The sequence below is a fragment of the bacterium genome (genome assembly GCA_012517375.1).
In the GTDB taxonomy this organism is placed as follows: Bacteria; Hydrothermota; Tepidihabitantia; order B3-TA06; family B3-TA06; genus JAAYVC01.
In genome coordinates, this window is sequence record JAAYVC010000048.1 from 1 (window position 1) to 26,211 (window position 26,211).

Here is a 26,211-nt window from a genome sequence, read left to right on the forward strand (position 1 = left end):
GTGCGCGAGAGATTTTCGTAAAGATTGGGGCAAAGGATGGAATTAAGCTCTGTGACACCAAAATCGCCCTTGCCAGACAGAAGCTAGCCGGGCAGGAAAATCCCCCCACCCAGCCTCCCCCACAGAGTGGGGAGGGGAATTAAGGTAAAGAAGGTGAACCACCATTTCTCCCTCCTTTGTGGGATGGGAAGTATAGGAATGCTGAATCTCAATGACCATAACTTTTTACTCCCTCTCCTGCTAGGAGGTGAATAGTGGAATTCAATATTGACCAACAATCCTCCCTCCCCTGGTGGGAGGGACAGAGGTAGGGGATCCGTAACATTTCCCCCCACCCAGCCTCCCCCACGAAGTGGGGAGGGAAGAAAGGAATGTAATTAGTGAAAAAGAAACTGACACCACTTGCCAAAAACCTTCGAAGACGCTTGACCGATGCGGAAACCAAACTCTGGCACTGCATCAATCGAAGATCACTTGGTTTAAAATTTCGCAGACAATGCCCGATAGGTAAGTATATTGTAGATTTTGTCTCATTTGATTCAATGGTCGTAGTAGAGGTCGATGGTGCAGGTCATCTTGAATCTGAATCGGATGTGATTAGAGACGAATGGTTAAAATCTCAAGGTTTTAAGGTGTTGAGATTCTGGGATAACGAAATTCTGAATAATATCGACGGTGTACTGGTCAAATTAAGTGAAGAACTCCCTCCCACCCAACCTCCCCCACAAAGGGGGTAGGGCTAGCCGCCGGAGGCGGCATTGGCGGAACTGCGTTCCGCAAAAAAGCGAAAGTCGCTAATCTCCCAACGCTCCCTCCCCTGGCGGGAGAGGGAGGGGGACCCGTAACACTCGTAACACCCGTAACACCCGTAACACCCGTAACACCCGTACCCCTACGGGGTATTCTCATAGGCAGCTTTAATCACAAGGAAATAACACCCGTAACACCCGTAACACCCGTAACACCCGTAACGCCCGTAACACTTTCGCTCCTCAACCTCCGCAATGCCCGCACTCACCCTTTCCTGAGCAGATTCCTGCAAATCCTTAAGCAGTATAAATTCTCTAATAATAATTATTATAAAAGGTTTACCTGCTTGACAAGTTGATTATAAATGGTATTATTGAACCATGTTGGAGTGGCTTTTTAAGAAACGGCGAAGCCACGCAAACAACCAGACACTGAGGAGGCAGGGCAGGTTGTTGTGGCTAATTGCATGCGCGGCTATATCTGCTCTGCCGCTTTTGATAGAGCTCTTATACATCCTTTGTACAAGACTGCCCGCGAGGTTCATTGTCACTGCACCTTCCATTCCCGCCATCGCCGTGATATGGTGCGCGCTGACTATCTACGACATCGCAAGGCTCGAAAAATACAAGCGTGAGCCGTTCCTGCTTTTGTACTGGATGCTTGCCTTTGCAGGTCTTGCGCTGCTCGACATTGCCGGCTACGTTATTTTCCTTGTAAGCGGACTGCCTTATCTTCTTAATCTCATTATCCTCGTTCCTGTTGGAGCGACGGTAGCGGCATGCTTCTGGGGACAGCGTTATATCGCTCTCCTTGAGACCGAAAGAGCGAGGGAAGATGAGTAGCGGTCTTGCTTTAGCGCTTCTGATAACCGTAAGCTCCCTTGCAGCGCTCTTGAGCGCGGCTATAGCCGCATACTCGCTCGTGCGGTCGCGGTTCGTGACCGAAGGTCTCGAAGAAGAAGTCAACAAACTCAGAAAATGGCTTAACGAATCGGCCGTATACCTGAACGGGCTGCCTGCAACGAACGCGCGGAAGAAAAATCTGATACTCTATTCCGCATTGAAGCTCTACAGCGAAGAGAAATATGCAAAGGCAATTCCCGCACTGCGGGATGCGTCCTTGCTGGCTACTGAGGACGACGAGCGGTGCGCGTTTCTCAACCTGGTGGGCCTCAGCCAGATCAAGGGGGGCAACCTTCTTGATGCGGAGAAGACGTTCCTCGAGATGATAGTGCTTGCCGAGAACAAAGAGCTCGACGAAGCGCTGGCTGCGGCATTAGGCAACATGGGCTATATCTATTTCGTCCAGTCGGACCTTTCGCAGGCGCTCGACTTTCTGCAGAAAGCATTGAAGATTGATGAGGAGACGAAGAACCTGAGAGGACAGGCCAGAGACCTTGGCTATATCGGGAAGGCTTACTTTGCGCTGGCAGAGCAGAAGAAGGTTTTCAACAACTACAAGAAGGCGTTCGAGCACTACGAGAAGGCGCTCAAAATCCACGAAGAGACCGACTACCGCGAAGGCCAGGCCCGCGAACTGGGCAATATCGGGGGTTTTTATCTCGCAATCGGCGATTCCCGAAAAGCGCTCGATTATTACGAGAAGGCGCTCGATGTTGCAGCGGAAATAGACAACCTTGAGCTGCAGTTCAACCACCTCAACGGTCTCGCCATAATCAACAAGACATTGAAGAACGATTCGAAAGCGCTCGCGTGCTACGAGAAGTCTTTAAGAATAGCGGAGCGCATGCCGGATCCGGGGATAAAAGCCGGCACTCTCGCAAAGATGGGCGCGCTGTGCATCGAGATGAGGAACTACAAGTACGCTCTCGATTGCTTTCAGAAGGCGCGCGATATATACGCGAAAACGGGTCCTGCGGACAAGGTTGACGCATGCAACAGCAGCATCAACCTTGCCAGACAGTCGCTGAACGGGCATTCCTAATAATCATCCTTCCTTTATCCGGACAAAAAAGGCGTCTCAAGAGAAGTTGATTCCATCCTGAGCAAGGGGTTGCCTTCCAAAACCATCTCGATAGACTTCAAACAGCATGAATTTCGTAAATCATAATCTTTATCCGGACGGGGCGCCCGCGCCGGTGCACAGCAGCGGAGCGGGGTTAAAATGTTTGATTTGATACGCGACGCGTTCGTGCGGCTCAAGCGAGAGCTCGCAGGACGCGGCAGTCTTTCGGAAAAAGAGATAAAGGAGTTTCTGCGCACTCTGCGGCTTACCTTGCTCGAGGCGGACGTCAACTACAAGGCGGCAAAGGCTTTCATAGAGCGGCTGGACTCAAAGCTCGCGGCAACGGAGATATACAAGTCGCTTGCGCCGGGAAGGCAGGCGTTGAAGGTCGTCTACGAAGAACTCGCCCTGTTCCTCGGCGCAAAGGCCGAGCGGCTCGAGTTCGAGAAGTCGCCGTCCGTAATCCTCCTACTCGGCTTGCAGGGAATAGGCAAGACAACAATGGCCGCAAAGCTCGCCAGGCTTTACTCCGGTAAGAAACCTCTTCTCGTTGCGGCGGACATCAAGCGTCCGGCGGCGGTCGAGCAACTCGAGGCGCTTGCGAAAAAATCAGGCGCTGATTTCTTTGCACCTCACCAGAGTGCAAAATCCTCTCGCGGCGACCCCGACGGTCGGAAAGTAAATCTCGATACCTGCCTCGCGGCGCTCAAGCACGCGAAGGAGCATTCAAACGAGCTCGTCATCATAGACTCGGCGGGCAGGCTTCACATTGACGACGAGATGGTCGGAGAGATCAAAGAAATCAAGCAGGCGCTATCGCCCGAATACACGCTTCTCGTGCTCGACGGTCTGGTGGGTCAGGACGCATTGCGCCAGACCGAGGAGTTTCACGCAAAGGTGGGCGTTTCCGGCGCAATACTCACCAAGCTGGACGCGGACTCGCGCGGGGGCGCAGCCATAAGCTTCCGCCACGTTACGGGTCTTCCCATATACTTCATAGGCACGGGCGAGCGCGTCACCGATATCGAAATATTTCATCCTGACCGGATAGCGAGCCGCATACTGGGCGAGGGCGACATCCAGACGATGGTAGAGGAAGTCCGGCAAGTCGTCGACGAGAACCAATCGAGGCAGATGGCTGAAAAGCTCATGGCGGGCAGGCTCGACTTCAACGATCTCCTCAATCAACTCAAGCAGGTCTCAAAGATGGGCGACATCTCCAAGCTTCTGGAACGGCTGCCAGCGGGCATGACGCAGGGGCTGGGAGCGGAGGGGGAGGGCGGCTTCGATCCTTCCGAACTCAAGCGCACGGAGGCGATAATACTTTCCATGACGCCAGAGGAGCGCGCGAATCCCGAAATCCTTGACGGAAGCCGCAAGCTCCGCATAGCCAGAGGCTCGGGCACAACGCCTCGAGACGTGAACCAGCTTATTAAGCAGCTTGAGATGATGCAGGGCATGGCAAAGATGGCTAAGCCCGGCAAGGCCCTCCTCAGCCCCCTCGCCCCCCTGGGAGGGCGCGGCAGGACAGTCATCGGACACGGCAGCGGCCACGGCGGGAAGAAAAAGAAGCGGAAGAAGAGGTAGGAGCTACATCCCCAGACGTCTACGTTTGTCCGGGAAACAACGCATCCGTCCGGGGACTCCATGCAGAATTCCCTCACCCCTCGCACCAGATGTGCGTTCCCTCACCCCAACGATCTTAGAGATCGTCACCCTCATCCTGGGAGAAGAGGGGAGATCAGTCGAAGATCCCTCCGGTCACTCCTTTGGAGTGCCCACCTCCCTTCAAAAGGGAGGCATAGCGTCTGGAAGACGCATGAGTCGAACTTGCGTTCGACAGATTACTGCAAGAATTTGAAGACAAAAGAGGTGTGTGCAAGATGGTGAGAAAAGTTTTTAACCCCCCTTATGAAGGGGGGAGTGAGGGGGGATCAACCCTCAGTTGACAGGTAAAAAAACGGGCGTATATTTTGAGTTATGGAAGAGTCTATGTTTTCACTTTTTAATCTTACCATGAGTGTCCTTTTCGGTTTTGTTTTTTTTCTGATTTTCTACATTCACAGAATAATCGGAAAAAGGTATTACTTCGGTTTTGGAGAATTGATCTACGGTTTTAGAACTTCTATTAGCATTATGGCTTTTATTCTTAGGGCGTTTCTTATTCTTGTGTTCGGTTTTCTGATCACGTGGATATTCTCAAATCCTTTCGTGCCTTGTTTTTCAGCTTTTTTGGGCTCTTTGCTAATCGTTTGGCCCGCAATAATAAATCCATACGGGACAGAATTTGGCTACACGAAGAAAAAAGTATTAGTTGTTATCACATACATATGCTTTATCATAGCGTCGGTAGGAATCTCTTGGTTAGGGTTCATGATCTTTACTTATGTAAAACCTGTAGTGTGGGATGAAGTGAAAAATATTTTCGGGGGGAATAGATGGATAGCGTTTTTGATAGGCGGCATAATTTCAATTGTACTCGAATCATTTATCAAAGTAGTACTTAAGTTAGTCAATAAAGAAAGGAATCTTTGAAATACATAGGTAAATGCGGATGCTGAGTAACACGAAGTCGAATGTTGAATACTTAAACTACTGGTATGATGTAATGACCCTACATTCAAATTCGTTTAAAACTCTCTGGAAAGACATCTTGAGAGAATCAGAAAACAACAGAGTTAACCCTGATCTTCTATTTGGGATCATAGTCATTGAAACCATGAATAGAGGAGGGGTCTATAGTAGCATTGAAACTTTAATCTCATACCTTTTTCCTTCTTTGGTGGTTAAACTCGATTTATCCATTGGCGTTGGCCAAATAAAGCCGAGTACATTGAAAAGGGAAATAGGTTTAGAGATATTACCAACCGTTATCATTAGATTGCTTAAAATTAAGGATTCAATTCATTTTGTTGGAAAGTTACTTTCACAATACTGTCTTTTTCTGAAGTTCGATTCAAGAAATTTAAGTGATACATCTTTTGAACCAAAACTCACTGCTCTGGTCAAAAAGTACACCACTGGTGATTACTCATGTGTCGATCATCCATGGATTGTGATTTATTCCAAGTTACTAGAATTGTTTTGTAAGAATGGGGTACTGAGCCGATCGAAGATCCCTCCGTCCGTTCCGTCCACCTCCCTTCAAAAGGGAGGCATAGCGACTGGAAGGCGCATGGGTCGAACTTGCGTTCTACAGATTACTGCAAGAATTTGAAGGCAAAAGAGCTGTCTAAATAGATGGTGAGAAAACTTAAAAAACCCCCTTTTTGAAGGGGGGAATAAAGGGGGATCCAACCCCAACAAGTCAGTGCCTGACTTTTCGGGGACCCCGATTAAGGGGGAGATTAGGATTCTTGGACGAGGAAGAACTCAAGAAACGCGGTCTGGCGGTTGGAGATTTCCACCTTCCCTATAATCCCAAACTGATCGCCCGCGCAAAGGAACTAAGAAAAAACATGACCGAGCCCGAGCGCCGACTGTGGTTCTATTATCTCCGAAAGCTCAAGCCCCGCTTTATGCGTCAGCGTCCAATCGACAACTGCATCGTAGATTTCTATTGCACTGATTTGAATCTCGTCATCGAGATAGACGGGGAAACTCACTTTACCGAAGAAGGGAAAGAGCACGATGAGGAGAGAACGAGAATCCTTGAAGGCTATGGGCTGCACGTGATATGGTTCCTGAATACGGACGTAATGGCTAACCTTGACGGAGTAGCTACAGAGATTGACAGGTTTGGTTGCAAAATTATTAGTTCAAACAAATAAGACAGCAAGACGGATGGCAAAGATCCCTCCGGACCCCCCTTACTAAAGGAGGTAAGGCAAAAGAGCTTTATTTTAAAAGATGAATGGACTTCATACCCCCCTTATGAGGGGGGGCAACCCCGGGTTGACTTCCGAAACGTGACTGACCGTCCAAAGGACGGTTTGAAGTCTTCCTCTGTTTAGATTCCTGGATTTGAAGTAAAACTTCTGGCGACCTTCCTTCAATTATGACCTGAAGCGGGGTCCCCAAAGGATCGCTTCGCGCTCCTTTGGGGTATTATTTTGACCACCTTTTGTCCTAATTTTGTCTACTTTTTGTCCATCTTTTGTCTATCATTTATCCAGCTTTTGACCACCTTTTATCCATGAAATGTGGCAACAAACCTTTATTCCTGAGCGTATCAACACTCTAAACGTGACCGTAAGTCTCGAAACCTGACCTGAGCTGGCGCATTCAAACCTGAAAGCAAATAATTAAAGGAGGCCAGATTAAACCGGCCTCCTTATCGTGCTGCAAATTATTCTAACCGAATATCCTATTGAAGCTTAGTCTTCTTGCTCCTCGTCATCGTCGTTTTTGGCGTCATTGCTCTTCTTGCGCCCGATGATGCCGTCATCGTCGCCGCCGCCGAAGAGGATATTTGCCTGCGCGTATATGCCTGACGGGTTGATCTGCGGGCCCTGCCGAAGATTGCCGCCGTCCTCAATCGACCATTCGCCCTGGAAGGGGCTCCACATGTAGCCGCCCTTTATCTGCAAGGCGACGAACTCGATTGGTATAAGTATCGAGATGTTAGGCGCAACGGTAAACGTCCCGTAGTTAATCTTCGATGAGCGGGCAGGGTTATCCAGAATATCCCCGAAGTTGACATCTCCCAGTACCGGTCTGAGATACATGGAGACGTTGGTTCCACCTATTCCGACCGCAGGCCATATGCCGAAACCGCGCCAGATGTTGATGAAGTAGCCTGGCTCAAAGAAGCCGCCGGAATAAGAGAGATCGATTGAAACGCTATCGCCATCGAACTGCCGTGAGCCGCCGAATCCCCATCCGCCGACCATTACGCCTGCTCCGCCCCATCCGCCGCCGCCGAAGGTGAACATCTGATCGTCAATTTCTGGCAGGCCGTGAGCATGGAATTCGGCGCTCAAGGCCGATAAATCGGGCATGGTGTAAGTCAAAACGAAGCCGCCGTAACCGCGTCCGCCTGCAAACGCCACCGCAACGAACATTAGTGCGACTATTGCTACTTTCTTCATTTAAACCTCCTATGGGTTTTAAATTGATACGTTTGTTAACCTATAAGACGGTATGATTCTGTAAAGGTTTCATCCAGAGCTTACTTGACAAATAGGAAAAATATCCTATAATTTTAGTAGGTTAATGAAATGAAAAATATCCAACAAAATAGAAAAAAAGAGCCAATGGAGCCTAAAATGAAAAGAAATCATCTTATTAAGCACCTTGCTTTGCTCTCACTTATTTTAGTTACGGGAATAAATGCTGCGAGCAAGGTAGAAGTAGAGATTGAGGATTTTGCGTTCGTTCCGCAACAAATAACAATATTGCAAGGCGATACTGTTGAATGGAAAAACAGGGATAACATGGGCCACACATCAACAAGCGGCAGTCCAGGTGAACCGAACGGCCTGTGGGATTCAGGTATTATATCAAAAGATCAAACGTTCAGTTACGTCTTTGACACATCGGGAACGTTCAATTACTATTGCAAGCCGCACCCCTGGATGACCGGAGTTGTTACGGTTAATCCAAAACCCGATACTGGTGATACAGTAGTCGTCGGTGTAACAGAGAAATACGGGCAGACTCTGTCAATTCTAGACGCCGGTAACTCATACATAACCGTTTACCTGCCTGAAGCGGGTTATGTGTCCTTGATTCTCTATGACGCTTCAGGACGTGAGATTAGCTTGGTGGCTCAGGGTAATTACGTTGCAGGATTATACAAAATAAGCAAGCCTGAAGTGAAATCGGGTGTATATTTCATACGTTTGGTAACTGGAAAATTAGCCGTAACAAGGAAAATAATCGAGATTTAAAAGGGAAGGAATTAACAGCATCTTGTTTCGCGTTAACCCCTCCTCGGAATTCAGGCCTGGTAAAGGGGGCCAGGCCTGAATTCGTAAGTCACTTAAATTCTCAAGGTATAGGTATTGCCTGAGGATCAGGCAGTCTTGCGCAAGTAAGCCATGAGATGAGTATCAGAAGAGCCAGTCCTCCCAGTATAAGTCCGGCTATGGTCCAGATTATGCTTTTACCTCGCTCAAGACGAAGACTCTCTATCCCTAAAAGGACTGAGATAAGAGCTGCAGCCCAAGCTACCCAGCCTGTAATGTACCAAATAAGGGGCACATCTTTGATTGGATACTGCTTAGGCCCGATGAAAAAGAAGATGAAAGCCACAAGCCCAAGCGCAAACGAGATAAGTCCCATTGTAGGCATTTTTGACCTCCTTGATGGTTCTAGTAGATTCTATTATAATAAGACGTTGAAATCATTCGATGGTTGCAAATATTTTGTTCGGCTGGAGCGAATCCTCGTTCGCTTGCCAAGGTGTTGCGCTTCATTATTGAACCCGCGATCAAACCAAATATGCTCAAATTTACTTTCCCTTCCATCATGATATATAAGCCATGAGAAACTAAAGAGCAATGCAATAGCTTTATGTAATTTCAGGGAAGATACTTATCGGGTTAAGCTTTTAAAGAGTTCCTCGGGTATGTACTTGTAGCTATGACGTTTCACGAAGCTTGTTGCAAGAGACATCTTATTGAAGGCTCTATTCTTAATAGAATCAAACCCTTTTAAGAAACCGTCTTTTTCTACCTTTGCCATGATAAGCGAATCACCGTCGATTTTATAGACAGGTACGCGTATGGTGGTCAAAGGGACCCGTGGTCCGCTCCAGGGTTCAGCACCGACTGTAAAACCAACTCTGTAGCCAACTTGATGCGCTGCGCGGAGAACACGCAAGTTAAAGCGTCCGAAAGGATAAGCTACGGCTTGTATTTCAATCTTTAAGTTCTGCTCCATTATTTTCTTAGACAGCTCAAGCTCCCACTTGAGACGATCATCTGTGCATCTTTTAAGATCAGGATGAGTGATTGTATGAGAACAGACGCTCCATCCGTCTTCAAGGAGCCTTGAAATTTCATCCCAGCCCAGGTGTTCAAGATGACCGCCCATTATGTCCCACTTATTTCGAAAACCCGTATACCCTACGACGATTGAAACCATTCCCGTAAGACCTCTTTCCTTCATCATGGGATAAGCCTTAGTGAAAATTTCCTTGTATCCGTCGTCAAAACTTAACATTACAAAAGGCTCAATCGAGCGCTCTTTGTCCCGAAGATGTGATTGGAGTTCCCAAGGTTCGATTACTTGAGTCTTAGATATCAGGAGGTCAAGGATATTCTCAAATCTCCGAGGAATAACGTTCGTCCAACCTACACCTTTATCAGAGATATTGTGAAACTCCAAAATGGTCAGCATGGGGTTTCCTTTGGAGGCAATATTTCGTTTTGCCTTCTCCTTATAATTTGAAGGAAATAATCGGTAATCTTTTTCGCGACGCTTGGCCATGAATAAGCAAGGGCCTTCATCCGTCCGGCAAGGGCAAGCTCATGCATTCTCCCCTCCTCTGAAGAAGCTAGGTCGATAACGGTTCGGGCTAAGCTCCTTGAATCACAAGGCTTAAAAAAACGGCCTTCATTCTCGCTCATGACCCACCTGAAAGCAGGGATATCGGACGCTACAACAGGTTTCCCGCATGCCATCGCCTCAAGAAGGGTCAAGCCAAAGCTCTCCGCGCCTATTGAGGGGGTGACTGAGATATCGCACCATCTGTAAAACTCCCTGCGTTGTGGTCCGGTGATCTCGCCCGCGAAGTGAATGGAATCAGCTATCTCCCTAGAGATATATCTCTTATAGTATGCTTTCATTGGGCCGCCTCCGCATAGAACAAGCTGCACATCGGGTATAATCTGCTTGATTAAAGGCAGTGCAGATAACAAATACCGAATTCCTTTCTTGGGATCAAACCGGCCCATGAACAGAAGCTTGAGTGATGAAGACGGTAGCTCGTTTTCCAGCGCACTTGTTCCGGGAGAGAACGTATCGGTATCCACGCCGTTTGGTATAACCGTGTACTTGCCTGGGAAAAACAAGGACATGGTTTCTTCTGCTATCGGCGAAACAGCGATTAAACCGTCGTAATACCTGAAAAATTGTCTCCTTAAAGGCTGCTTGAAAACCTTGTAGAGAGAAGAAGGGTCATGACCTGCATGGAAGGTTCCGATGGCGGCCGTTTGAGAATCGTTTCTTGAATAATGCAAAACTGCCATCGGAAGCATCGGCGCAAGCGAACCGTGCACGTGAATAACATCGTACTTTCTTTTTTTTAGCAATCTGTTGATAGAAGCCCATACGCCTATCCCAAGCGTTATTCTCGAAAAACTCTTGTTGATTGGCAGTCTGATGCCGCGACCTACTCTTACTACAGGCACATCTTCCGGAACCATCCCAGGTATCCATGAAGTAAGAATTTCTACTTCGTGTCCTTGTTTTATGAGTTCTTTTGATAGTGAATGCACGTGCTCACTTATTCCTCCCACATGCGGGAAGTAGTGCTCACTAACTTCTAATATCCTCAACCTTTATAGTTCTTCAAAGCTTCGGAAAGGAGTCTTATTGCGTCTCTCAGCGCTTTTTCCTCAAGCACGTAAGCTATCCGTATCTCGTTTTTACCGGCGCCCGGCGTTGCATAGAAACCGTTTGCCGGCGCAACCATAACTGTTTTTCGCTGTTTTGAGAAGTCGGTAAGAAGCCATGAAGCGAATTTGTCGGCATCCTCTAAAGGAAGTCCGACAACCGTGTAAAAGGCGCCGTCCGGCACGGGAGCGACTATGCCGGGGATGGCGGAGAGCTCGTCCATGAGAGCTTTCCGGCGCCGGTCGTATTCTGTTATCATTGGCTTCATGAATCTGTGAAGATTTCGAAAAGCTGCAACTGCTCCGTACTGTTCAACCGTGGGTGGACAGAGTCGTGCCTGACCAAACTTCAGAATGGTAGACATGAGTTCTCTGTTCCTGCTGACAATGAAGCCTATCCGCGCTCCACATGCCGAAAAGCGCTTGGAAATGGAGTCGGCAACTATGACGCGGTCCTCGATACCAGGAAGAGTCAAAGCCGATGTATGTTCTTTGCCATCATATATAAACTCCCTGTAAACCTCATCCGAAATCAGGTACAGATCCCTCTCCTTTGCGATTTGACCGAGTACGAACATCTCTTCCTTTGTCAGGACCGTTCCTGTAGGGTTGTTTGGGGTACAGATAAGAATCGCTTTTGTCTTGCGAGTAATATGCTTTTCGATATCCTTGCGTGATGGAAGCCTGAAACCGTTTTCCACGGATAGTCTTACAGGAACGAGTCTGATTCCCGAGGCAACGGCGAATCCATTGTAGTTCGTATAGAAAGGCTCAAGGACAATTACCTCATCACCTGGATCGGTTACTCCCCAGAAAGCGAAGAGAATGGCCTCGGAACCGCCAGTCGTAATCCACACATCATCTAACTCTATCGAGATGCCGAAGCTCGAAAAATAATCTACAACCGACAACCGCAGTTGAACGATTCCTCCTGAGGGTCCGTATTCTAATACAGGTTCAGTGAATTTATGCACAGCCTGAAAGAACTCCTTTGGGGTAGGAATATCGGGCTGTCCTATATTCAAATGATAGATTTTTAAGCCCTGCTTTTTGGCTGCATCCGCAAGCGGCGCCAGTTTACGGATAGGCGATGCAGGCATCATTACGCCGCGGCGAGATATTTCCATGCTACCTCCGAATTAGATGGTTTGTGTCGCGCTCGGTGACCGGGCCGACAAAACTCATGTGAAGAGGTTTTTTAACAAACAATCTTGAAGCAAGCTCAAGCACATCAGCTTCAGAGACCTTCTCAAATTCCTTTATCGTTTCCTCCAGCGTCCTGAAGGTTTCCGCCAGAAGCTTCCAATGTCCCAGGCGCATCATCCGGTGCGTGAGGCTTTCCATATTCAAAATAAGCGAGCTTTTAGTGAGGGTCTTCGCTGTATCAAGTTCGTCTTTGTGCAATCCCGATTTCAGGAGCCTTGCGAGTTCGGATTCTATTTTCTTTACTACGCGCTCCAGCTTGCTCTTCTCGGTTACGAAATAAAATCCGGAAACGCCGGAGTCCTCAAAAAGGTCAAGAAACGATGAAATGGTATAAACGAGTCCATCCTCTTCCCTCAGCGAAAGGAAAAGCCTTGAACTCATCCCTCCTCCTAAAAGGCTCGAAAGAAGAGCATTAGCAAAACGCTCCTTGGCATTGAGACCCTCGGTCAGAGTGCCAAGAGCGGCATGAACCTGAGTAATATCCTTGCGTGTTGTAACTGCGTGAATCGGAGTCGTTCTGTCTAAGGGTCTTGTGCGGTTTTTTCTCTCGCCCCTAAACAATTTTGCTTTTGCGGGAAGAAGCTCGAAAAGCTCATCCTGGTTTATGTCGCCTGTAGCGACAAATACTGCATCAGAAAGAGTGTAGCTTTTTCTGTAGAATGCCGCTAGTTCCTTGCCTGATAACGTTTCAAGATTCTTCTTCTTCCCGAGGACAGTGTAGCCCAGTGGATGAGGCTTAAAACATGCCTCGTAAAAGCTGTCAAACACAATATCCTGAGGATCCTCCTCGGCAGATCTCATCTCTTCGTAAACCACCTCCTTTTCCTTTTTCAACTCCTCTTCGGCGAATTTCGATTCCTCAAGCATCTCAAGCAGCAACGAAAGAAGCGGCTTAAGGGAAGACTTTAAAGTTCGTATCGTTATTCCCGATATCTCTTTGGATGTAAAACCATCGCTTATGCCTCCAAGTCTTTCTATCTCCACAAGTATATCTTTAGAGGAGCGTCTCCTGGTTCCCTTGAAAAGCATGTGTTCGACGAGGTGGCTTGAGCCGTTAAATGCTTCTTCCTCGTCCCTTGAACCCTGACGGAAAAAAAACCCTAAAGCTACCGATTTAAAGCCGGGTATTCGTTCAGTTACGACGCGGAGGCCGCTCGGAGCCACCCTGTCGCGAATTCCTTCGCTGGTCATGGTTTCTGCTGCCCTCGCGTGAAGAACCTCTATCCTCGGAACGCCTAGGTTTTTCTCTTTCTTTGTCCGCCGATGGATCAAGGTTTGTGGTTAAATCCACCCTGCCCATTTCATCTATACCTTTTACCCTTACTTTTATCTTGTTGCCGACTTTCACGACATCTTCGACTTTTGCGACCCGGTGCGGCGCAAGATTTGAAATGTGAACAAGGCCGTCTTTCCCGCGGAATAGCTCGACGAATGCGCCGAAGTTAGTGATTCTTACTACGGTTCCTTCGTAAATCTGCCCGACCTCAACTTCCTTGACTATTTCTCGCACCATGGAAAGCGCATTCTCAACGCCTTCCATTGTAGGCCCGGAGATAATCACCGTTGAGGTTTCATCATCTATATCTATGGTGGTTCCGGTCTCTTCAGTCATCTTGCGGATAACGCGGCCTCCAGGACCTATTACCTCGCCAATCTTATCGCGAGGAATCTGCAGTGTAGTTATTCTTGGCGCAAAGTTGCTGATTTCAGTTCTGGGCGCCGAGATCGTTCTTTCCATAATATCCAGGATATGCATTCTTGCGGTGTGCGATTTTTCTATGGCCTCGGCCAAGACATCCAAGGGAACACCTTTCAACTTCAGATCGAGCTGGATACCGGTAATGCCGTCTCTGGTGCCTGAGATCTTGAAATCCATATCGCCGTAGTGGTCTTCGTCTCCTATGATATCGGTGAATATAACGTAGCCTTCAGGTTCGTAGACTAAACCCATCGCGATGCCTGCGGCCGCCTTGCGCATGGGGACGCCTGCATCGAAGAGCGCCAGAGTTGCGCCGCAGACCGAAGCCATGGAACTCGAACCGTTAGATTCAAGGATGAATGAGTTTATCCGAATGGTGTAAGGAAAATCCTTTTCCTCAGGGGCAAGCACCCTTACGGACTTCTCTGCAAGTGCGCCGTGGCCTATTTCTCTGCGGCCTGGTCCGCGGAGGAACTTCACCTCGCCCACCGAGAAAGGCGGAAACTCGTAATGAAGCATGAAAGACTTGTATGCCTCTCGCTCAACGTCATCAATCATCTGCTCGTCGCTTTTAGTGCCAAGTGTTACAACGGCAAGGGATTGAGTCTGACCTCTGGTAAACAAAGCCGAACCGTGAGTTCTCGGAAGGACTCCAACCTCGCATGTTATGGGTCTGACCTCATCAAGCGCTCTGCCGTCCAATCGCTCCTTTCGCAGCGCCCTCTGCCGCATGTCTTTTCTTATCATCTGATCGGCGAGATAACTTATCACATTCCCGGAGTCGGGAAATGTCTCGGCTAGGGTCTCGGTAACCTCATTTACAATCTGTCTATGTGCTTCAGATCTAGCTTTTTTTTCTTTTTGGCCATTGATCTCCGGTATCCTCGGCATGATTAACCCCTCAACCTTCGATTTGAGATCCGCAGGAATAACTTCTCTTTCGAAGCTCTTTTTAGGCTTTCCGACCTTTGAGGCGAGTTCCGTCTGTAAGTCAAGAATCGGTTTCAAAACTTCTTGAGCGAATCTCATTGCATCCACGACTACGGATGCCTGGACCTCGTTCGCCTCACATTCAATCATATTGATCTCACCGCCGTTGGAAACGACAAGTATCTGAAAATCGCACTGGTCGAGCTGTGAAATTGTCGGGTTGACAACGAACTCGCCTTCGATTCTCCCTATTTTTACTGCAGCAATTGGACCTGCGAATGGGAGCTCAGAAAGCATCAATGCTGCAGAAGCTCCCGTTATCGCTATTGCGTCAGGAGCATTCTCTCCGTCAAGGGACAAAAGAAATCCGATTATCTGCACCTCTCTGCCCAAATCCTCCGGAATGAGCGGGCGAATAGGTCTATCAATCATGCGGCTTATCAGGATCTCCCTGTCGCGCGGCTTGCCTTCCCTTTTGAAGAACCCGCCGGGTATCTTGCCCGCTGCAGAATAATACTCCCTGTAGTCGACTGTCAGGGGCAGAAAACCAAATCCTTCAACCTCGTTATCACTGTAGCAGGCGGTCATCAATAATACCGTATCGCCATATTGAATACGTACGGCGCCGTTGGCTTGTTTTGCCCAATGACCGGTTTCTAAGATAAGCTTCCGACCGCCGATCTCGGTCTCAAATCTATCCACTATTAACCGCGCAGACCGAGTTCTTTGACGAGGGTGTAATATTTCTCTCGATCCCTCTTGTATAGATAATTGAGATGTTTGCGGCGCAGATTGACCATCTTTATGAGGCCGCGCCTTGAATGATGATCCTTGAAGTGCTCTTCAAGGTGATGGGACAGGTGATTGATTCGCTCAGTAAGCAAAGCCACCTGTACAACGGATGAGCCCGTGTCGGACTCATGCTGCCCGAACTTCTTCAACAGTTCAAGCTTCTTCTCTTTTTCTAACGTCATTTCTTCTTTTCCTCCATTATTCTCAGGATTCTACATTCGATGAGCATTTTGTCAACACAAGCTTGAATGTCGAAAAGATTCCATCTTCACCGATGGATTAGCAGTGTTCATCGAATGCATGATTAACGGGTGAGATTGAATATATGGAAGTATCGTTAAGAACAAAAACTAGCTTTTAGACGAATCTACATTTACCTTAACCTGAGGACCTAGGCTGGTTTCTACGCCTAAGGGTGATACAGCAGACAATGCAAAGATGTGTTCGCCGTCTGAGTCAACCTCGATGAGAAAGGAAGGCCTTGATATTGGCGTTGCTGTAAGTCGTGACCATCCGTGTCCTTCTTTTCTGTAGACGTGATAAGATGGCTGCTCGGGCGAGTCGAGCCATGCAAGGAAAACCTTTCTGCCTTGAGTTCTTGCCGCTATTCCAGAGGGAAATTCGAGAGCGGACGCCAGATCTTTATCCACGGTGAGCGTGGCTCTAACCTCGCTGCGGATCATCTCTTCAAGCTGCGGCCTTATAGAAGCAAGCAGTTCTTCTATAGTTGCAGTCGGCAAAGACTGTTTTGATGTTTCCTTGTCTTCAACCTTTATCTCGACCGGATGAACTACTTCTTCCGGGGTTGCATCCTTCAGCACTATGGGAATAATATCTGAGATTTGTTCCTTAGTTTCTTCCGTAATCGGAATAAAGGATGCGACCTTAAGGTGGGGTCTTGGTCCTTTCAAACCTTCGACAAGTATAGAGGCCTTGTGAATTAGGGAATTGCATCTGGTCTCATGTTCTTCACGAATTGATTTAGGCATGATAGCGAAATGCAGACGATTCTCGATTTGTTTAGTCGCATTCTGCAGCGCTTCAGGTTCGGGGTCGTCAAAGGGGGTGTTATGTTCAGCAAGTATATCGCGCATCATACCGCGAACCAGAAGCTCTAATTCACCTTCGGATGCTTTTGGTTCATCTGTTGCTTCGCCTGAAGAGTAGGCTTTTGTCTTAGCGACGACAAAACTTTCGATTATTCCGTCTCTTGCATCTTCGGGTGAAAGCTTATCCATAAGCATCTTTGCCTGAAGGGATGCGAGAAATGGACTTTCGGTAACTTCTGTTGAAGTCGATGCCTGTGCTTGAGTCGAGAAAGGCACTGAAGGTTCCCACTCCTCTTTTGCAGCAGGTTTAGACACAGCGTTAGCCAGGGGTGTTTCTCTTTCAAAATCTGCAATACCCGAATCCACTTTTTCAAGAAGCATCTCGCAAACAAGATCATGAGTTTCCCTTATCTCGTATGGAAGCTCCTCGAATCTCAGTTTGAGGTCCATTGTATGACGAACGCTTCTAAGCTCACTAGCTGTCGGTTTATTGAAGTTACTGCCGCGTTCTATAAAAAGAGAGCGCATCATATCGAGCATTCGGGAATAGACCTCCTCATCATGAGCGTCGAAGCCTAAATCCTTTCGCCCAAGGGACAATATCTTTATATTCGAAACTACATAGCTCTCCAAGATACCGTCTCTTGCATCAGAGGATGAAAGCTTTTCTTTGATAAGCTTATCGTTAAGACGATGCATAAAATCACTCACAACAACTCCTAGTATTTCGAATCATATTGAGCAAAGATACCTAAGAACTTGTCCTTGTCAAGCATAATGACTAAAGATCCTTTGCAGAAAGAAGCAACCCGGATCTTGAGTCATAAACAAGTTCTTTCCCTGCAGTTGCATCGGATCCGTCAAGCATAAGGATCAGTTTAATCCTGTTATCGCTATCCCAGGACATATTCTTTACTTTTGTTCCTTTTGCTTGAGGGGCTTTCTTCATCAATTCTTCCCATGTAGTCATCATATCCAGAAAATCCGGGTCTTTAACTCCCATGGTATAGATTAAAGCGTCCTGGCTTGACACACCCTCAGATATCCTGTCTTTCAGGAGAAGGAGCTTTTTTGAGTCGGGTGACCACAAGACAATACCAAAATCCTCTTTGCGTTCGCCCATTACGGGCAGGGAATCCTTCTTGCGGTAGAAGTTTACGATTTCGTCGCACTCGGCAATTTTAAGCAAACTGTCTTCTTCTGGAAAGTATAAAAAGAGCATCTTTCTGCTTCTTACGCCGTACAAATCTAAAGGAAGATCCGCTGACCACATCGGGTCTTTGGAATCGAAGATGATTGTGGAATCAAGGGTTATTGCGATGAACTGTGAATCGGGTGAATAAATAAAAAAGGACATGTTTTCCAGACTTAATCCACGCGAAGCAATTTTTTTTTCGATATCCGGGTCAATGTTAAGCATGGGTTTGTTATCTAGGGAATCGTCAATTGTTTTAGGCGTCGAAGCCCCTGAAGAACCGCAACCTGATACAGCCAAAGCGCACAAAAAAATCAATGCGGCAAGCCTGAATACAAGGGTCATCAGAAATCTTCTGTAAGACGTTCCCGAATCCTTCGCGCCGTCTCCTTAATATCGTACAAAAGAAGACCGAGTTTGCTGCGGGGTGAAGCTGAAAGAGCAATGATGGCTTTTCCCGCTTCAGCCACGATAAGGTATCCGTCGGGGTGATTTACCAATAGATAGCCTATTTCCGACCAGCCAAGGCCCTGACCTGATTTATGCGCCGAGTTCAAGAGAAAAGCACTCATGGCTGAAAACCGCTCGTCAGAACCTCCTTCTGGCCTGGAGGCCATAAGAAATCCATCCGATGATACTATTGCAGCGGATGTGATTTCAGGGTATTCAGACTTTAATGCATCGAGTTCGCGTCGGAGTAGCTCGTTCAGCGTTTCCTTAGCTGGTTTGTTGACTTCATTTTTCTCTTCCATATACTTCCTTTCACGGGCGATTAGCTCAGTTGGTTAGAGCGCTGGTCTCACATACCAGAGGTCAGAGGTTCGACTCCTCTATCGCCCATCTCAGTCAAAGATACCAAGATTAACTTTTTGAGGTTCCTCAGTAATGGCCGTTTTTGCATCCTTGCCATGCGCTGTAAGCTTCATCTCCTCAGATGCTGTTTTCTGAGAAACAATACCGAGAATCGGTATGTCCCTTGCAAACCATACTTCGGCTTCTTGCTCATGCAAGTTCTTCGCCTTAGCATGAATTGTTAAGAACTCGCCTGCCGGAACCGTTATTTTAACTTCGTCGATTTTCCCTTTTTTCACCTCTTCCTTGGTATAAAGATACGGACGATTTTCTCCTGGCGGTTCGTCCGCAAGACCTTCGGCCTTGGGCATTTCAAGAGCCGTTTGATCTTCAACCTTTATAATCATCCTTTCGGCAACGCCGCGATAACCATACGGAACAAGCATCTTGTATACAAAATGACTTTCCCCGGAAGCGCCTACCATCTCGAGCCAGTAGTAGGTTTCGCCTTTTATATTCTCCTCGCCTGTTATTGCATAACGCAGCTTGTATTCCTTGAGGCCGCCGGCGAATGCCTTTACTTCATATTCCGCCCAATCGCCCACATGCCACTTTGGGGGTACATATTCGGCCTTCTCGCATGCCGTAATAATAAAGACCGCAGTTATAGGCATTATCAAAGCTTTTGTGAATCGCATATGTTTTTGTTCCTCCTTATTCTAATAAAGTAGACTTTAGTTAGAAAAAGGGAGATGTCAATATGTTTACCCCGCACGACAACAAAGTTGTCGTGCGGGGATCCCATTACCTTGGGAGTACTTTTCCTTTTTGAGGGGGTTGACAAAGGATTATTCGAGTCTATCCTATAATCGTTATGAACCCCGAAAGGAGATCAAAAGCATGAAGAAAGTTTTGTTTGCAGTCACAACGGTTGCGGTTATTTTCATTGCATGTTCGAGAAAAGCGCCTTTACCGGCGGCATTCTGGCCCCTTGAAGATGGAAACCAGTGGACTACATCGGAAAACTACACATGGAACGTCGTGGGCGTTTCATCAGGCTCAAGCGTTTCAAAAACCACCTATACCGTAAACCCCTTCATAGAAAGCTCTGAAGGAAAGCTCCTATGGCCTGTAATTGCTTCTACCGATACATCCGGTCAGGGCGTAGCTCCCATCCTCTCAACAACCTACTACTATGTCACGGAAGATTCAGTCTATCTCTACCCCGACACGCTGGATAAGCCTGCGAAGGCTGTTGAACCCAACAATCTCGCCGTCGGGATGCAGTGGGACGGCAACCTGGCGCTGCCGATACAGATACCCGACCTTGTAGGATTTTCCACCACCTTCCCTGCGCATTTTGAAATCATCGGCGACACAACAATTACAGTTCTAAACGGAACCTTCAATGCACTAGTCATCAGAATAGACCTTAAGCCCAGTTCAGGCGCAATTGATTCTGCCGCAGTCCAGTGGCGCGCAAAGGATATAGGCATCGTAAAGATGAGTACGGACTTTACGACCAAGTATTCAATCGGTATTGCAACCTTTGACGTAGAGATATCGGGCACATCCGAACTCGAGAGCAGAAACTTTTAATCCCCCGAACGTCTGCTGAGCAGACTTTCGGGGGACCCCAACCGAGAGAGTTATCGCGGCGGGCAAAAGCCCGCCGCTTTCAATTAAAAACGCTTGACAAGAAACATAAAAAAGATATGCTTCTTTAGATACAACCTGCGGAGGGCGAAAAGGTGAAAATCCCTTGTATTAAATCAGAGAGGAATATATTGATGAAAAAGTCATTAGTTATCGGCGCTATTGCCCTTCTTGCGCTTTCTGCCTGCGACCCTAATCCTTTCGAACTGCCGCCTATTCTTTTGGAAACCCGAGCTTCGTGGTCGCCTGACGGTGGAACAATAGCCTATTATAGATGCCAGGTTTACGGGAGCGACACGGCAGGCATCTGGCTCATAGACACGAGCGGAGCGAACAACCGCTATCTATGCCCTGCTCTTTCAGCCGACTGGTCGCCTGACGGCGAACGGCTCGTGATTTGCACACCTGACTGGAACATCTGCCTTATAGACAAGGACGGGGCAAACTTCGAGTACCTTGTTCACGACTGGTCGTCCGTATCGCCGACCTGGTCGCCCGACGGCAAGTGGGTGGCGTTTGCGAGACCTTTTGGTAGTGGAAGTTCAATCATTAATGTTGAAACTCTTGAACAAAAGAGAATTCCTGGCGGCGGCGGCGGGTATGGTTGGTCTCCTGACAGCAAGCAATTAACATATGCTTATACGCCTACGGATACGATTTTTCTGAAAATAGTTTCATTAGAAAACATGGAGGTAAAGATTATCTTTCAAAATGATAAGGACAGATATGGGTCCATATCTCCCCCCCCGCGCTGGTCGCCTGACGGAGAACGAATACTATTTCAGATGGGTATGAGTATATGGAAAGTTGATACGACAGGCCGCAACCTAAGACGCCTTGCGCGGAATGCGGTAGAACCCAACTGGTCGCCCGACGGCAAGAAAATAGTATATACGCCATACGAAGACAGCGCCCAGCTCTGGATAATGAACTCCAACGGGTGGTGCAAGAGGCCGCTTTTGAAGAAATAGAGTGAAGGTATGAATTTGAATAAAAAGATTTCATTAACGTTTTGGTTCGCCCTTCTCGCTCTCGCGGCCTGCGTGCCGGAGGAGGACGAGTTCGTATACGGCGAGCGGCCATCGTGGTCGCCCGATGGAAGCACAATAGCATATTACCGTACGCCGCGAATGGTGAGCGATACCGAGGGCATCTGGCTCATAGATACCAATGGCACGAATAACCGTTTTCTATGTCCGGGCCTTTCAGCCGACTGGTCGCCAGACGGCGAACGGCTCGTGATAGGGACTCCTGACTGGAACATCTGCCTCATAGACAAGGACGGTTCAAACTTCGAGTACCTTGTGCACGACTGGTCGTCGGTGTCTCCAACCTGGTCGCCAGACGGCGAATGGGTGGCATTTGTGAGACCCTTTGCATTTGATGGCTTAGACTTAATTAATCTTGAAACACATGAAGAGACTGTTATTCTAAATGCATCAAGGGGAGATTGGTCGCCTGACGGCCGAAACGTTTGCTTTGCCTACTGGTTTAATGAAACCTTGGGTCTCGGTTATGCGGACATATCGAATCGCCAAGTACAACAAACGGTCTTGTTGGACGATATCACCCCCCCCGGTGGTCGCCTGACGGTCAGGAGATACTGTTCGTTATGGGGAACCGGATATGGGTGGTCGATACATCGGGCGGCAACCTGCGGCGCATATCAGGTCTTGGGGTTGACCCCGACTACTCGCCTGACGGCGAGAGGATAGTCTATTCGACAGTAAGAGATGAGGATCAGGTGATTTACATAATGAACTCCAACGGCTGGAACAAGCGCCCGCTTTTGAAGAAATAAAGAAAGAAGGTAACCATCCTCAGATAATCTAAAGGGATCAAACTATTAGCGGCGGGCAAAAGCCCGCCGCTTTTCATTGCATGGAAGTTTAAGTCTTTTTACTAAAACATCTTTCCCGCGGATGCCGATTCAGTATCTGGTCCCCATGAAAAATGTTTATGCATTTTTCATGGGGTTTAAAGCTTACCTTTCCAGTCGACCTTGGCCGTGAATCCCATGACTATTCCGAGTCCTGAGATTATTATGAGCGCGAGCATGAGACCCCTTATCTCGGGAAAGAACTGCGCTAGGCTGAATCCTAGCTCAAAAAGAATTATTCCCAGAACGGAGGAGAATATAACGGGCCACCCCTTGCGAATCAAGGCCGTATAACCGACCGTCATCAGCGCCGAGACGCCCATCGATATCGCGAACGCCCAGACGAGAGGAACTAGAGTCGTCAGGTAGCTCATTAAAATGTGGAAGACAAAGAAGCCGCCTGTAATCAAGAGATAATGCATTGGATGCAGGTCTACGCCCTTGATGCTTGAAAGAACGAGAATAAGCCCCAGGAAGAAAATCAACGCAAGGGGCACAAAGAAAAGCACTCCTGCTGTCGCTTTCCCTACGTCCAGAGGCTTCGGAATGCTTACGCCTATGTTCTGGCCTGAAACGAGGTTCTCGAACTCCCATGCGAGCTCGGCTTTGTTTTTATGTTCGTCTATCTCCATTCTTGTGGGAGCCATAGTACCCTCAGGATAATCGATGTCTGCAAAGTTGCTTGAAAGATGAAGCTTAAAGCTGGGCAAGGCTCCCTGGTAGGTTCCTAAGCCGTAAGACCAGTCGCCCATGCCTCTGCTTGTGTATTTTATGTGGATAGTTCGGCTCTCTCCCGGCTCGAGATTCTCCCTCCAGTCGACCCCGTTTGAGTAGTCCTGATCGGCAGTATAGTCTTCGCCATCTACTGCTATATGAAAATCCTTCAGGAGACCGGAGGAATAAGGTATTGGAAAGTTAAAACTGACTGGAAGAGCTCTATCGAAGGGATTAGCAACGACGTAGTCAGCGTCAAATGTAACTTCGTATCCTGGAAATCGCATCTGTCCGCGCTGCCGGTAGGAAAGACTGAGATTCACCTTTATGTCAGAGGACGGCATTTTTTGCTGAATGACTGCGTCCTTAATCAGAGTTCCCTTATTGTCGTATACGGCAGGTTCAAAAACATATGTAATGAATGGAGAACCCTGGGTAATTGCACCTCCCCACCTATCCATAACTCCGCTTGCATTGGTCGTAAGCATCTGCTCGTTTTTGACCATAAAACGGGCGCCCAGAATGACCGCCGCTATGGTGAAAGCAATGAATACCACAGCAATACCGACGTACCTTACTACGCGGGATGTAGAGCTTTTGCGCTCACCAGGAACTGGCGGCAAGGGTATATCAGGCATTACGCCTCCTTATTGGATTGGTTGATTCTAGAAACAAGACGAAAAAGGAAAAAGAAAGGTTTACAGCTTGCAATAATCAATGAAAAAGGTAGAATAATAAGCAAAGGAAAAAAAGGAGGAAAATCACATGGAAGATTTCTTAAAAAAAGTGGCGTTTCTTGGTCTAGGTACCGCGGCTGCAACAAGGGAAAAAATCTCTAAGACCGTAGAAAAGCTTATCAAGCAGGGGGAGATAACAGCAAGTCAGGGAAAGAAGCTTGCCGAGAAACTATGGGCCGATGCCGAAAAAACCCGCAAGGAAATAGGCCGCAAGATAGACGAAGGAATAAAAGCCGGAATCTCAAAAGCGGGATTTGTGCCGAAGAAAGATTTTGAATTATTGAAACAGCGTGTGGAACTTCTTGAGAAAAGACTTGCATCATCAAAACTCAAATCAACTCAAAAAAAGACTCAAAAAAGGAATATACAGGAGGCGCGGAAGATTTCTCGAAAAACTCACGTTCGTTCAAGGGTATAGTTTTTATTAACAGAAGGTTTCTGCTTAATATCAAAAAAGCAGTTTAGGGGTAAGGGAAAAGTATTATATTATTTATGAAGATGTTTCGCATAACAGAACCAATCGAGGTGTAATACTTGCGGAGAGGGTTATATCCTTTCGCGCGGCGGAATTCCGACGGAAATCTGGAAATTCACATCTTTAGTTGATGACATGCCTACGTATGCTCTTATAGGACCTACCGGAGTATTCGTTCCTATACCCAGTCCTGCACCCACGAATGACCTTTCAAGAGGCTCTCTCTGCCACACAAAAGGGTCGAATACGGCAATATCGGTAGTCAACTCAACCCTGAACGGATAACGCGGATTTTTCAAGATGTTGAATAGTCTGTAGGCGAGCACGATTCGCCCAAAGATAAACTCGTTTGCTGCAAATTCTTCTTCCTTTGCGCCTGCAAGAGCGCTTCCTCCAAGACGAAACAATTCCGCCCGCGGTAAGCTATCTGTCCCCAAACCGTATCTTAGATGAGTTCCAAGAACGATGATGTTGCTGAATTGAAAGTAACGCTGAAGATAGGCGTCTAGTTTAAGAAAACTACCAGGGATAGTGGCATTTGGAAGGCCATACTTAGAATTAACCGTAAAGTCAAATCCCTTATTTGGAAAACTTAAATCGTCGAGGTTGGAAAAACGCAACTTGAAGGTCGGACCGGTTACAATCTCCCAGCGATTTTCAGAAACATAAGTGGGTAGTTGATGATAGTGGTCACGATGGGAATAACCTATTGTAAAGTATCCGGTGCGACCGAGAGAATATCCTAACTCGGTTTCGGCGCCTGTAGCTCGGGACAAGTAATAAGTCAAATAATCCTGATCGTATGATTTATCATACAATATGTGGCGAGTTACGTTCCAATAAGCCTCCAAACGATAGGTAAACGGCAGAGTGAAAAATCTGGCACCCGTTATGCCTATTCGCCAGTCACGCGGCTCGCCGGCAACCATGCTGATTCCCAATCTTACCCCCGAGCCGAAGATATTGCCCTGCGCCACCTCGAATCTCACGGCAAATCCGTAAACGTTGTCGTAAAAAGCGGAAAGCCCGTAGATTCCGTAGTCTTTCTCAACAACAGAATATACCACGTCAACATTCGGGTAATGAAACTCAAGTCGATGGGTTATGTGTTTAAATAATCCGGTTGCCTGAAGTCTTTCCAGGTCGGCTGTAACTTTTTTGAAATCGAGGGTATCGCCTTTTTTGGTTTCGATTTCTCTTCTTGCGACTGCTTCGCGTGTAACCTTGAGTCCTTCTATTCTAACATCTCCAATTATCGGTCTTGCGCGATGTCCGAGTTCGTTACGGTTAAGAACAAGCGGATGTCCAGCAAGCCTTTCCTTAATTCGAGGAGCGGCCGCTAGAGCCGATATCTCGCCGGTTTTTACAATCTCCTCGGCGCGGCTGAAGGAGCTCGGAAGGAAGCTGTCGACGTTCGGGTATATGACAACAGAGGCGAGCTTGCGTTGTTCGCGGCGGTTCTCCTCTGTGACAATCGCCATCGTTCGCGTTACAACATCAATAATATTCCGCGCCTCAGGAGTCCATCGGATAACGTCCGATGCAATGATGAAATCGGGCTTGTACTCAAGGAGCGGTTCTACAGGAAGGTTCATCACCGCCCCTCCGTCGATGTAAAACTCTCTGCCTATCTCAGCGGGCGAAAAGACGGCAGGGATGGCAATAGAAGCCCTTATTGCATCTACCATGCTGCCTTTGGTGAAGACTACTGGTTCACCGGTTGTTACATCAGTGGCTACGCACCTGAAAGGGACAACAAGACTGTCAAAGTTGTATCCGGCGTTGTACTCGGCATCAGCCAAAAGATCGGTCAACAGAATCTCAACGTTCTGTAAAGATACAACGCCTGAAGGCATTCGCGGTAGGAACCA

27 protein-coding genes and 1 tRNA gene are annotated in these 26,211 nt (G+C 47.6%); 14 read left to right on the plus strand and 14 right to left on the minus strand.

Features of this window, described 5'->3' with window-relative positions; genetic code table 11:
* The first annotated feature begins 380 nt into the window (after positions 1 to 380).
* From GX441_05805 to GX441_05835, 7 genes are all read left to right on the plus strand, one after another.
* On the plus strand, positions 381 to 737 hold the full coding sequence (locus GX441_05805; protein NLI98158.1) for a DUF559 domain-containing protein: 357 nt from the start codon (positions 381 to 383) through the stop codon (positions 735 to 737).
* 393 nt (positions 738 to 1,130) lie between these two features.
* A complete protein-coding gene (locus GX441_05810; GenBank protein ID NLI98159.1) occupies positions 1,131 to 1,592 on the plus strand; it encodes a hypothetical protein in 462 nt (153 codons plus the stop codon).
* Positions 1,585 to 2,694 carry a tetratricopeptide repeat protein gene (locus tag GX441_05815; protein NLI98160.1) on the plus strand — a complete coding sequence of 370 codons (1,110 nt, stop codon included), beginning with the start codon at positions 1,585 to 1,587 and terminating at the stop codon, positions 2,692 to 2,694. Before GX441_05810 ends, GX441_05815 begins: the two co-directional genes overlap by 8 nt.
* 180 nt (positions 2,695 to 2,874) lie before the next feature.
* Positions 2,875 to 4,302 carry a signal recognition particle protein gene (ffh, locus tag GX441_05820; protein ID NLI98161.1) on the plus strand — a complete coding sequence of 476 codons (1,428 nt, stop codon included), beginning with the start codon at positions 2,875 to 2,877 and terminating at the stop codon, positions 4,300 to 4,302.
* Positions 4,303 to 4,695: 393 nt separating this feature from the next.
* Positions 4,696 to 5,250 carry a hypothetical protein gene (locus GX441_05825; protein NLI98162.1) on the plus strand — a complete coding sequence of 185 codons (555 nt, stop codon included), beginning with the start codon at positions 4,696 to 4,698 and terminating at the stop codon, positions 5,248 to 5,250.
* A 13-nt stretch (positions 5,251 to 5,263) separates the two neighbouring features.
* Positions 5,264 to 5,932, plus strand: coding sequence for a hypothetical protein (locus GX441_05830; protein NLI98163.1), 669 nt, complete (start codon positions 5,264 to 5,266; stop codon positions 5,930 to 5,932).
* Positions 5,933 to 6,173: 241 nt separating this feature from the next.
* Positions 6,174 to 6,485: a DUF559 domain-containing protein gene (locus tag GX441_05835; protein ID NLI98164.1), complete on the plus strand. Its 312-nt coding sequence runs from the start codon at positions 6,174 to 6,176 to the stop codon at positions 6,483 to 6,485.
* A 546-nt stretch (positions 6,486 to 7,031) separates the two neighbouring features.
* On the opposite strand, the gene GX441_05840 is transcribed toward GX441_05835, so the two are convergent.
* Positions 7,032 to 7,745 carry a hypothetical protein gene (locus GX441_05840; protein NLI98165.1) on the minus strand — a complete coding sequence of 238 codons (714 nt, stop codon included), beginning with the start codon at positions 7,743 to 7,745 and terminating at the stop codon, positions 7,032 to 7,034.
* Between the two features lie 177 nt (positions 7,746 to 7,922).
* On the opposite strand from GX441_05840, the gene GX441_05845 reads away from it, so the two are divergent.
* Positions 7,923 to 8,546 (plus strand): T9SS type A sorting domain-containing protein, encoded by a 624-nt coding sequence (locus GX441_05845; protein ID NLI98166.1) that lies wholly within the window; start codon positions 7,923 to 7,925, stop codon positions 8,544 to 8,546.
* 100 nt (positions 8,547 to 8,646) lie between these two features.
* Here GX441_05845 and GX441_05850 read toward each other — a convergent pair whose 3' ends face one another.
* The 10 genes from GX441_05850 to GX441_05895 all read right to left on the minus strand — a co-directional run bounded on the left by GX441_05850 (position 8,647) and on the right by GX441_05895 (position 18,839).
* Complete coding sequence (locus GX441_05850; protein NLI98167.1) at positions 8,647 to 8,949, minus strand: hypothetical protein; 303 nt, start codon at positions 8,947 to 8,949, stop codon at positions 8,647 to 8,649.
* Positions 8,950 to 9,192: 243 nt separating this feature from the next.
* Positions 9,193 to 9,999 (minus strand): polysaccharide deacetylase family protein, encoded by an 807-nt coding sequence (locus GX441_05855; GenBank protein NLI98168.1) that lies wholly within the window; start codon positions 9,997 to 9,999, stop codon positions 9,193 to 9,195.
* Positions 9,993 to 11,159, minus strand: a complete 1,167-nt coding sequence (locus GX441_05860; protein NLI98169.1) for a glycosyltransferase family 4 protein — start codon at positions 11,157 to 11,159, stop codon at positions 9,993 to 9,995. The genes GX441_05855 and GX441_05860 overlap by 7 nt, the downstream gene beginning before the upstream one ends.
* A complete protein-coding gene (locus GX441_05865; GenBank protein NLI98170.1) occupies positions 11,156 to 12,343 on the minus strand; it encodes a pyridoxal phosphate-dependent aminotransferase in 1,188 nt (395 codons plus the stop codon). Before GX441_05865 ends, GX441_05860 begins: the two co-directional genes overlap by 4 nt.
* A gap of 1 nt (position 12,344) precedes the next feature.
* Positions 12,345 to 13,613 carry an insulinase family protein gene (locus GX441_05870; protein NLI98171.1) on the minus strand — a complete coding sequence of 423 codons (1,269 nt, stop codon included), beginning with the start codon at positions 13,611 to 13,613 and terminating at the stop codon, positions 12,345 to 12,347.
* Positions 13,555 to 15,753: a polyribonucleotide nucleotidyltransferase gene (locus GX441_05875; protein ID NLI98172.1), complete on the minus strand. Its 2,199-nt coding sequence runs from the start codon at positions 15,751 to 15,753 to the stop codon at positions 13,555 to 13,557. Before GX441_05875 ends, GX441_05870 begins: the two co-directional genes overlap by 59 nt.
* A gap of 2 nt (positions 15,754 to 15,755) precedes the next feature.
* A complete protein-coding gene (gene rpsO / locus GX441_05880) occupies positions 15,756 to 16,025 on the minus strand; it encodes a 30S ribosomal protein S15 (protein ID NLI98173.1) in 270 nt (89 codons plus the stop codon).
* 168 nt (positions 16,026 to 16,193) lie between these two features.
* The gene (locus tag GX441_05885) at positions 16,194 to 17,603 is read right to left on the minus strand and encodes a hypothetical protein (protein ID NLI98174.1); all 1,410 of its coding nucleotides are present in this window, start codon (positions 17,601 to 17,603) and stop codon (positions 16,194 to 16,196) included.
* 70 nt (positions 17,604 to 17,673) lie between these two features.
* On the minus strand, positions 17,674 to 18,432 hold the full coding sequence (locus tag GX441_05890; protein ID NLI98175.1) for a hypothetical protein: 759 nt from the start codon (positions 18,430 to 18,432) through the stop codon (positions 17,674 to 17,676).
* On the minus strand, positions 18,432 to 18,839 hold the full coding sequence (locus GX441_05895) for a hypothetical protein (GenBank protein ID NLI98176.1): 408 nt from the start codon (positions 18,837 to 18,839) through the stop codon (positions 18,432 to 18,434). The genes GX441_05890 and GX441_05895 overlap by 1 nt, the downstream gene beginning before the upstream one ends.
* Positions 18,840 to 18,853: 14 nt before the next feature.
* Between GX441_05895 and GX441_05900 the strand changes: the two genes are divergently transcribed.
* Positions 18,854 to 18,927 (plus strand) — tRNA-Val (locus GX441_05900).
* A gap of 2 nt (positions 18,928 to 18,929) precedes the next feature.
* Here the strand turns inward: GX441_05900 and GX441_05905 are convergent.
* Positions 18,930 to 19,577, minus strand: a complete 648-nt coding sequence (locus GX441_05905; GenBank protein ID NLI98177.1) for a hypothetical protein — start codon at positions 19,575 to 19,577, stop codon at positions 18,930 to 18,932.
* 202 nt (positions 19,578 to 19,779) lie between these two features.
* Between GX441_05905 and GX441_05910 the strand changes: the two genes are divergently transcribed.
* From GX441_05910 to GX441_05925, 4 genes are all read left to right on the plus strand, one after another.
* On the plus strand, positions 19,780 to 20,478 hold the full coding sequence (locus tag GX441_05910) for a hypothetical protein (GenBank protein ID NLI98178.1): 699 nt from the start codon (positions 19,780 to 19,782) through the stop codon (positions 20,476 to 20,478).
* A gap of 191 nt (positions 20,479 to 20,669) precedes the next feature.
* Complete coding sequence (locus GX441_05915; protein ID NLI98179.1) at positions 20,670 to 21,506, plus strand: hypothetical protein; 837 nt, start codon at positions 20,670 to 20,672, stop codon at positions 21,504 to 21,506.
* Between the two features lie 9 nt (positions 21,507 to 21,515).
* A complete protein-coding gene (locus tag GX441_05920; GenBank protein NLI98180.1) occupies positions 21,516 to 22,250 on the plus strand; it encodes a hypothetical protein in 735 nt (244 codons plus the stop codon).
* Positions 22,166 to 22,336, plus strand: a complete 171-nt coding sequence (locus GX441_05925; GenBank protein ID NLI98181.1) for a hypothetical protein — start codon at positions 22,166 to 22,168, stop codon at positions 22,334 to 22,336. The genes GX441_05920 and GX441_05925 overlap by 85 nt, the downstream gene beginning before the upstream one ends.
* Positions 22,337 to 22,512: 176 nt before the next feature.
* Here GX441_05925 and GX441_05930 read toward each other — a convergent pair whose 3' ends face one another.
* Positions 22,513 to 23,766, minus strand: coding sequence for a hypothetical protein (locus GX441_05930; GenBank protein ID NLI98182.1), 1,254 nt, complete (start codon positions 23,764 to 23,766; stop codon positions 22,513 to 22,515).
* A gap of 127 nt (positions 23,767 to 23,893) precedes the next feature.
* Here GX441_05930 and GX441_05935 point away from each other — a divergent pair, with 127 nt between their 5' ends.
* Positions 23,894 to 24,283, plus strand: a complete 390-nt coding sequence (locus tag GX441_05935) for a hypothetical protein (protein ID NLI98183.1) — start codon at positions 23,894 to 23,896, stop codon at positions 24,281 to 24,283.
* Positions 24,284 to 24,411: 128 nt separating this feature from the next.
* Here GX441_05935 and GX441_05940 read toward each other — a convergent pair.
* Positions 24,412 to 26,211 (minus strand): BamA/TamA family outer membrane protein (locus GX441_05940; GenBank protein NLI98184.1); only part of this gene is annotated, 1,800 nt, incomplete at its 5' end.

Excerpts from the sequence above, each read along its gene's own strand:
- rpsO (NLI98173.1), bottom strand. The coding sequence starts at position 16,025 with ATGACGTTAGAAAAAGAGAAGAAGCTTGAACTGTTGAAGAAGTTCGGG.
- GX441_05815 (NLI98160.1), top strand. The coding sequence starts at position 1,585 with ATGAGTAGCGGTCTTGCTTTAGCGCTTCTGATAACCGTAAGCTCCCTT.
- GX441_05845 (NLI98166.1), top strand. The coding sequence starts at position 7,923 with ATGAAAAGAAATCATCTTATTAAGCACCTTGCTTTGCTCTCACTTATT.
- GX441_05830 (NLI98163.1), top strand. The coding sequence starts at position 5,264 with ATGCGGATGCTGAGTAACACGAAGTCGAATGTTGAATACTTAAACTAC.
- GX441_05850 (NLI98167.1), bottom strand. The coding sequence starts at position 8,949 with ATGCCTACAATGGGACTTATCTCGTTTGCGCTTGGGCTTGTGGCTTTC.
- GX441_05915 (NLI98179.1), top strand. The coding sequence starts at position 20,670 with ATGAAAAAGTCATTAGTTATCGGCGCTATTGCCCTTCTTGCGCTTTCT.
- GX441_05905 (NLI98177.1), bottom strand. The coding sequence starts at position 19,577 with ATGCGATTCACAAAAGCTTTGATAATGCCTATAACTGCGGTCTTTATT.
- GX441_05835 (NLI98164.1), top strand. The coding sequence starts at position 6,174 with ATGACCGAGCCCGAGCGCCGACTGTGGTTCTATTATCTCCGAAAGCTC.
- GX441_05855 (NLI98168.1), bottom strand. The coding sequence starts at position 9,999 with ATGCTGACCATTTTGGAGTTTCACAATATCTCTGATAAAGGTGTAGGT.
- GX441_05825 (NLI98162.1), top strand. The coding sequence starts at position 4,696 with ATGGAAGAGTCTATGTTTTCACTTTTTAATCTTACCATGAGTGTCCTT.
- GX441_05895 (NLI98176.1), bottom strand. The coding sequence starts at position 18,839 with ATGGAAGAGAAAAATGAAGTCAACAAACCAGCTAAGGAAACGCTGAAC.
- GX441_05890 (NLI98175.1), bottom strand. The coding sequence starts at position 18,432 with ATGACCCTTGTATTCAGGCTTGCCGCATTGATTTTTTTGTGCGCTTTG.
- GX441_05920 (NLI98180.1), top strand. The coding sequence starts at position 21,516 with ATGAATTTGAATAAAAAGATTTCATTAACGTTTTGGTTCGCCCTTCTC.
- GX441_05935 (NLI98183.1), top strand. The coding sequence starts at position 23,894 with ATGGAAGATTTCTTAAAAAAAGTGGCGTTTCTTGGTCTAGGTACCGCG.
- GX441_05840 (NLI98165.1), bottom strand. The coding sequence starts at position 7,745 with ATGAAGAAAGTAGCAATAGTCGCACTAATGTTCGTTGCGGTGGCGTTT.
- GX441_05910 (NLI98178.1), top strand. The coding sequence starts at position 19,780 with ATGAAGAAAGTTTTGTTTGCAGTCACAACGGTTGCGGTTATTTTCATT.
- GX441_05930 (NLI98182.1), bottom strand. The coding sequence starts at position 23,766 with ATGCCTGATATACCCTTGCCGCCAGTTCCTGGTGAGCGCAAAAGCTCT.
- GX441_05865 (NLI98170.1), bottom strand. The coding sequence starts at position 12,343 with ATGGAAATATCTCGCCGCGGCGTAATGATGCCTGCATCGCCTATCCGT.
- GX441_05810 (NLI98159.1), top strand. The coding sequence starts at position 1,131 with ATGTTGGAGTGGCTTTTTAAGAAACGGCGAAGCCACGCAAACAACCAG.
- ffh (NLI98161.1), top strand. The coding sequence starts at position 2,875 with ATGTTTGATTTGATACGCGACGCGTTCGTGCGGCTCAAGCGAGAGCTC.
- GX441_05870 (NLI98171.1), bottom strand. The coding sequence starts at position 13,613 with ATGACCAGCGAAGGAATTCGCGACAGGGTGGCTCCGAGCGGCCTCCGC.